We start from the raw sequence: 6,177 nt of genomic DNA, 5'->3' as shown, positions 1-6,177 counted from the left end.
CGTCTGTAACCGCAGACGAGTGACGGAGGTCACACTCGAATCGCTTCAACCCCACAAGGGTTCGTCTGTAACGCTCATTCTGAAGTTACCACCGTTGTTCGGTTCGCAGCTTCAACCCCACAAGGGTTCGTCTGTAACACGGCCCACGACCCGCTGATCGTCCCTGCCTCCGATAGCTTCAACCCCACAAGGGTTCGTCTGTAACCGACGTACCCTCCAGGCCGGAGTTCTCGTTGGTGGCTTCAACCCCACAAGGGTTCGTCTGTAACCATGCCCGATCTTGGGCACATAATCCCTCTCTGGATGGTCTCCGACTTAGTGCTTCCGTCGACCCTCAATCACCCCCAAACCCCCGGGGGGTCGACGGACAAATTACGATTTGGTGAACCTACCTGCTCCAGAGCTAGATGGACTACGCGAAGAGTTCGTCGAGCATCGCATTTCGATACGCATCGTCGACGACCAGCCGATACACGCGGTCGTTATGATAACGACGGTACTGGGACTGTGTCCCTCGCTCTAACTCACGCTCAATCGCAGTCGTCCATGCCGGCTCAATCATTTGGAGGAGTGGGTCGTCCGGCAGCTGATCAAACACCACCCAGTGTGGATTCCGACCATCGCGTGTCGAGAATCGATAGTACTTCGTCGAGAGTTCGTGTTCGCGCGCTTCGTCGACACCACCGACGTCGTCCGCAAGAATGAACCCGACTCGCGGCGTGCCATCGAAGAACCCGCCACAAACGTATCGGCTGTTGACAGTGACGACGAGCCGGTTGTCTTGTGCGGCGGACGTCACCAGTCGTGGATCATCCTCGCCGAGTGCGACGGTGTCGATCGCCGTAGCTAGTAGATCAAGTACCGATTCAGCCCACTCACGGCTCGGAGCCCGCTGCAGCCGCCCAAACGAATCCGGAACGGCTGTGTGCTCTTCCGGAGGAAACACGTCACGCGAAGCGGTCTCAGGGTCGATCTTGCTGCCGCGATCCCAGAGCGCGTCGAACCACTCGTGGAGATCAGTGATAGCATTCCGATCACGGAGTCGGATACCCAGCTCCTGGCGTTCGGTCATCCCGTTTCGGGTGAGATTCGCCGAGCCGAAGACCGCCGTTGAGTCGCCGATCACGGCCTTCGCGTGAACACCGGGGTAATGGCGGATCTGTGCCGAGTGGGTGTGGACGAACTCCATAATCTCTGTCTCCTTGGTGCTTCCGTACACCCGCGTCCACGCCTGAAGGTCGGTTACGAGCTGCCAATCACAAGCGTCCTCGGTGATCTTCTTGATGTAACGTGGAGCGAGGTACGGACAGACGATCCGGAGCGCCTCTGTCTGGTTCGTGAGCTCGGTGGTTGCATTCCAGAACGGCGACTCCGACCGCGAGCGGTCTGTGCCGTTTAGCTCGTCGCCCGGCCAGTAGAGGAGATCGGTCATGGGGAAGTAGACTGTATTTGTAGTAGAGCCGGTTTGTACCTATCTGCAGCCGACAACGGTTCTCGCTTGAAATGCTTGGCGCCAGAAAGATGCTACCTCATGGGAGGTCGACGGAACTCATCGAGTATACCACTAATTGAATACTCTATTTAACAATAATTGAACCTCCTTTATCCACGGCTCCCTTCTACCATCGACGCTTTCACCCGACACAGCCAGGGGATAGGCATCTCTCACAAGTGACTCATTCTATGATCTCGATAATCGACTCGGCAGTCGAACCAATCCGGCCGAGTCGATCCTGCAACGTCTCCGTATCGTCGTCTTGCCACGCCGCGAGGTAGAACGCTGACCCGCTCGTATCGAGTCCGAAGTACCGGCCGACGACGTACCCGACTGCCTCGGCCTCCACCTCGCGTTTCACTCGCTCTTGCTCGGCGTCAACGCCGCTGTGAAGCAGAGCGTGTGCGTACTCGTGGACGAGCGTCACCGCCAGATCAGCCTGATTCGAGCGCGCCTTCGCCTCGACGATGGGTTGCTTCTCAGCCGCATACTGGTACCGGCAGACGCCCATCGCCTCGCCGTGCTCCCATTCGTCGGCATCGACGATCTCGACGGTCACGCCGAGGTCATCACCGGCGTCAACGAGCGCAGATACGAGGTCGCCGGCGTCACCGGTCGCTTCGGTTTCCAACTCTGGAAGCGGCTCGCCCTCGGTCTGTGCGACGTCGAACACGGCGGTCGGCTTGAACCCGACCAGCCCACGCGACCATTCCGCAGGTGGCGTGTCGTCGTACTCACAGTCGCTATTGTCGTGATACGACGGGGAGTTGTGACAGTTCGGACAGCGGGTGGTGATGATCGGCGCCCAGATCCAGATGGCTGACTCGCCCTCCTGGACGTGCCGGTCGAACTCCGATTGCCACGTGTTGTATCCGGCGACTCGGGTCGCCTCGGGCCGCTGGAGGTGGATCAACAGTGTGTTCCGATAGGAGTAGTCGTGGAACCGGGATTGGACATCAAGCCAGTCTTGGAACTGCTGGCTAGCCCGTGCGTCGTCAGTGAGCGTCGCGAGGTCGTCAAGCCACTCGTCGATCGAACTGTGCATCTCGTCGTGACGGGTCTCGGAGTCGTCGAACGTGACCCGCGAATCCATCTGTAGTGACATGGCGAACTGCGTGGACGCTCACGAGTTCCGAGCACCCCGCACCCCTCAGGGGCCGATAAACCAACTCAGGCGGTGTGTTAGCTGACCTCCCTGCCGTCTCGCAGCGTCAGCAGGGGCCGCCGAGAGCGCCTAGGTTCATTAGCGTGTTGTTCACATATCGACTGGATATGGTCGGCCTCCATCGACGGCTGTCAGTCTCGGAGCAGGGGAAGCGAGCGCTTCTCCTCGGTGCCGGGGCGAGTCTCCTCTATTCGGCTCTCGTGTTCGCATACAGCCTCGCTCCGGGCTCGAACGTCTCGATTTCAGGGACGCTGTGGCACGCAGTTGTACTGTCCTCGGTATTGGCGCTCGGCACGATCGGTGTGCCGGTCTTTCTGTGGTACCGGTACCGCCTCCGAAGCCCGGCCGTACTGCTCGTGGTGGTTCTCCTCTTTTGGCACGTGATCGTGTACATGCCACCGTTTGGAGACGGGGATTCGCCGGGATTCCTCTTCGTGTTCATGGGAGTCCCGTTCTACTTGGTCGCGTACGGGCTAGTCGCGGGTGGGGAGTACTGGCTTCGGGGCCGGAACCGCTCGCGATCACCACCGAGTGCGTGAGCGCACTCGCCGATCTATTCTCACGCTTGATTTCAGGATATATACACTTATCCGCTCTCTCCGCTCGGATTTTGACTGCGGTCTCTGACCGTACGGGTGGGTGATACTCGTTGGCTGCCGGGTGGTCGCGTGGGGGACGCCCCTGCGTGAGAATCCAGCCGGCAGCGGGTTTCACACGCTCTGGTCCGAGCGCTCGGCATACCAGCCGGCGTCCCGCGACGATCGGCCCTCCACGAGTGCCGTTACGGGGTCCATCGTGGGCTTGTGACACACTTCCCTGAGTTGAGAGTAAACTCTACTCGCCGGTGACTTCTCCACTCACTTCAGACAACCCTCATCTACAATCATATCCGGCATCAGTTCCATTCTCTAGCATTATCACATCTACCCCGACAAGCGTTTCAGAACACTCAACAGCGACAACCGCGACGACTCGATACTCATTTGAAACGACGACGATTACCGTGTCGCCATCGCCGAAGTCGGTTATGTTTGTAAGGGTGGTGTTGGAGGGAGGAAGGCTGTACTCGCCGTGTAGACGCGATTGGTTGGCTGGAGGTTTAAACGAGTTTATGTTTCTCGACGACTCAGATAACTCTAATAGAGTAATCCCCTGATTGAAGCGACCATAGTTCTCGAGCCCGTTTCCTCTTTCAACCACGATCTCTCGTTCGGCGAGGGGACCGTCCACCACATATACGTCGTAGTCATACGACACATCCCCGGAGTTGTTGAGATAAATTGAGGGGGGGCCTACTTGGTCGGAGTCCTCAGTGACCTCTCCCTCTTGACCCACGGGAGCGACACATCCTGTGCTCAATAATAGTAGAGTAAGTACAACAAGAGAAACAGTCGCTTGACGTACTACAGCAGACGAAGAAGAGTCTCGGTTCATATCATTTTATTTTTGTTTGTGTATTTAATACTGACTACTGATTAGAGCGCCTAACTGCTCTCCTGATACCCATTACGCAGACGGAAATGAGACACTCCTCTCGCCGGCGACTTCCTCAAGCCCGTTCTGCTGGCGGTGCGTGAAGTAGCAATCGTAACAGCAGTAGCCACAGACGGCGCCCGTATCGTACTCTGCGACGTAGGGCCCGCGCTCGGTCGTCCAGACGTTCGTCTCGCACTCAGTACACGCTGCGCTCTCCAAGTCGCTCGGTGACGGGCCCGAGTAGGTGACAGTCACTCCATCGGCCTGTGGTGTCGTCTCGGGCCACACGCCGTGGGCCTGCCAGAACGACCGGACGTGACCGAGGCCGTATCGCACCGTATCACGCACGCTCACGTGGTCCGCGTCGCGACCGCTATCGTCCCACCCGTCGGCGGTCCAGAACTCGCCAAACTGCGCGCCACGATGCACGCCGTTCCAGTCGAGGCCGACGATCTCGGCGGGCGGGTCGCCAGTCAACGTCGGTCGGGTGAGCTGATCGATCACGTCCAACTGCTTCGGCGGGCTGCCTCCGAGGATGTGGACGCAACGCCCACGCCAGTCGACGGGGTCGGAGAAGTCGCACGCGAGCGTGTCGGCGTAGCCACGCGAGTAGCCGAGTACGATGTCGTCGGGGACGGCGTCGATCGCCTCTCGGCACTTCGGGACGACGATGAACTCACTGTCAGGGAAGCTGGCCTCCAACTCTCGGATCGCATCGACGTATCGCCGTGCCTCGGCAGCGTCGTACGCGTCGCCGACGATGCCCGCGTGTGGTTCGTGTTCGAAGACACGTTCGACGTAGCGGCTCAGGTCGGGATTCCGAAAGTCGTTGTCGAGCATCCCAACCGGACACTTGAGGTCGGTAAACTGCTGTTGCTGATAGGAACTGTCCTCGCGAAAGCCGGGCAGGAAACCCATGTTGAGCGCGTCGATGACGAACGGAACCCGGTGGAGGAAGGCCACGTAGTTCGCCTGTCGCGCCTCGGTTCGTGCGCTGGTCGCGTCGCTGGCTGGCGCTGGTCGGTCGTGTGTAGACACAAGGAGTCACCTGCGAGGCTCTGAGCGCCCCGCAGCTCCCCGAGGGGCAGAGAAACTCCGCTCTCGCTACTCACCGAAGAGACACTGCATCGCGGCATCGTCGCCGGTCAACGTCTGCTGGTCATCTGCCGTCTCGGCGAAGAGATTCGACTGGTCGCTTTCGGACGAACGCGCCACTTTGGGCCGGTCGTCGACGCCGAACTCGGCTGCCTCGGGCCGATCAATCCGCGAGTCGCGCTCGCGATGATCAACGTCGGCGCCGAAATCCTCGAGGGAGGTTTCGACGCTGGATTCGCTGACTTCGAGCTGGCCGTCGTCGCCGAACGCTGTCTGCTGGTGAATCTCGATCTCTGGGTGCTTACTCATGGATTCGAGCCTCCACCCATCGAGGCTTGATAGACAGCTCGCGAGTACAGCTTAGATCCGACAGCCGCGGCCGCCCGAGGCCCCGTATGGGTTGATGAACGAGTCAACGGCCGTGAGGTCGCCGGTACAGGTAGCCGACGTGATCGAGATAACTTCATTGTCCTTCCAGATCACGAATGCGATGACCTGATTCGATTCGAAGTCGGTGACGTTGAGGTATTTCTCCTCGCCGGGTTCGAGGACATACCGGCCTTGAAGTCGAGATTGGTTTGCGGGAACTGGATGAGCCGAGGTGTAGCTCCGGACTTGAGGATTCAGATTCGCTACTACCGATCCGGCGTCAAGTGATGTGATCCGGTCATCCTCGCCGGGCCCTTGGAGAGCGATTCCTGCTTCGCTCGGGGGAGCCTCGATCACATAAATATCGAACGTATGAGTCGCGTTTGCTGAGTTGTTGATGAGAACTGAGACAGGTCCGGCCTGACTAGGTGGATCAAGCGGGGCCACGCATCCGGCAAGCAGGAGAAATGCTGTCAAGGCGACGAAGCAGACCAAGACCCGATATGATGAATTGGACAGTAAGCGGCCGTGACTCATAGCAGTACTTCCTCATATGGTTAGTTAAGTGATTATATTT

General features: G+C 59.0%; 7 protein-coding genes. 1 reads left to right on the top strand and 6 read right to left on the bottom strand.

What is annotated here, in order from left to right:
• Window positions 1-412: 412 nt before the first annotated feature.
• Both K933_RS17195 and K933_RS17190 read right to left on the bottom strand, forming a co-directional pair.
• Window positions 413-1,432: a phospholipase D-like domain-containing protein gene (locus tag K933_RS17195; protein ID WP_023396036.1), complete on the bottom strand. Its 1,020-nt coding sequence runs from the start codon at window positions 1,430-1,432 to the stop codon at window positions 413-415.
• 244 nt (window positions 1,433-1,676) lie between these two features.
• Entirely contained in the window at window positions 1,677-2,600 is a 924-nt protein-coding gene (locus K933_RS17190) for an ArdC-like ssDNA-binding domain-containing protein (protein ID WP_023396035.1), read from the bottom strand.
• 167 nt (window positions 2,601-2,767) lie between these two features.
• Between K933_RS17190 and K933_RS17185 the strand changes: the two genes are divergently transcribed.
• Window positions 2,768-3,199 carry a hypothetical protein gene (locus tag K933_RS17185; RefSeq protein ID WP_023396034.1) on the top strand — a complete coding sequence of 144 codons (432 nt, stop codon included), beginning with the start codon at window positions 2,768-2,770 and terminating at the stop codon, window positions 3,197-3,199.
• Between the two features lie 334 nt (window positions 3,200-3,533).
• Here K933_RS17185 and K933_RS18185 read toward each other — a convergent pair whose 3' ends face one another.
• The 4 genes from K933_RS18185 to K933_RS18180 form a co-directional block, all read right to left on the bottom strand.
• Window positions 3,534-3,995 carry a hypothetical protein gene (locus K933_RS18185; protein WP_152529876.1) on the bottom strand — a complete coding sequence of 154 codons (462 nt, stop codon included), beginning with the start codon at window positions 3,993-3,995 and terminating at the stop codon, window positions 3,534-3,536.
• A 171-nt stretch (window positions 3,996-4,166) separates the two neighbouring features.
• Window positions 4,167-5,174, bottom strand: coding sequence for a DUF6610 family protein (locus K933_RS17180; protein WP_049948019.1), 1,008 nt, complete (start codon window positions 5,172-5,174; stop codon window positions 4,167-4,169).
• A gap of 66 nt (window positions 5,175-5,240) precedes the next feature.
• Complete coding sequence (locus tag K933_RS17175; protein ID WP_023396032.1) at window positions 5,241-5,540, bottom strand: hypothetical protein; 300 nt, start codon at window positions 5,538-5,540, stop codon at window positions 5,241-5,243.
• Between the two features lie 51 nt (window positions 5,541-5,591).
• Window positions 5,592-6,137, bottom strand: coding sequence for a hypothetical protein (locus K933_RS18180; RefSeq protein ID WP_152529875.1), 546 nt, complete (start codon window positions 6,135-6,137; stop codon window positions 5,592-5,594).
• Between the last annotated feature and the right edge of the window lie 40 nt (window positions 6,138-6,177).

This window comes from Candidatus Halobonum tyrrellensis G22 (assembly GCF_000495475.1).
Lineage (GTDB): Archaea > Halobacteriota > Halobacteria > Halobacteriales > Haloferacaceae > Halobonum > Halobonum tyrrellense.
The sequence above is the reverse complement of the archived record's forward strand: the minus strand, read 5'-3'. Positions and strand labels throughout refer to the sequence as shown.

Excerpts from the sequence above, each read along its gene's own strand:
- K933_RS17190 (WP_023396035.1), bottom strand. The coding sequence starts at position 2,600 with ATGTCACTACAGATGGATTCGCGGGTCACGTTCGACGACTCCGAGACC.
- K933_RS17185 (WP_023396034.1), top strand. The coding sequence starts at position 2,768 with ATGGTCGGCCTCCATCGACGGCTGTCAGTCTCGGAGCAGGGGAAGCGA.
- K933_RS17175 (WP_023396032.1), bottom strand. The coding sequence starts at position 5,540 with ATGAGTAAGCACCCAGAGATCGAGATTCACCAGCAGACAGCGTTCGGC.
- K933_RS17195 (WP_023396036.1), bottom strand. The coding sequence starts at position 1,432 with ATGACCGATCTCCTCTACTGGCCGGGCGACGAGCTAAACGGCACAGAC.
- K933_RS18180 (WP_152529875.1), bottom strand. The coding sequence starts at position 6,137 with ATGAGTCACGGCCGCTTACTGTCCAATTCATCATATCGGGTCTTGGTC.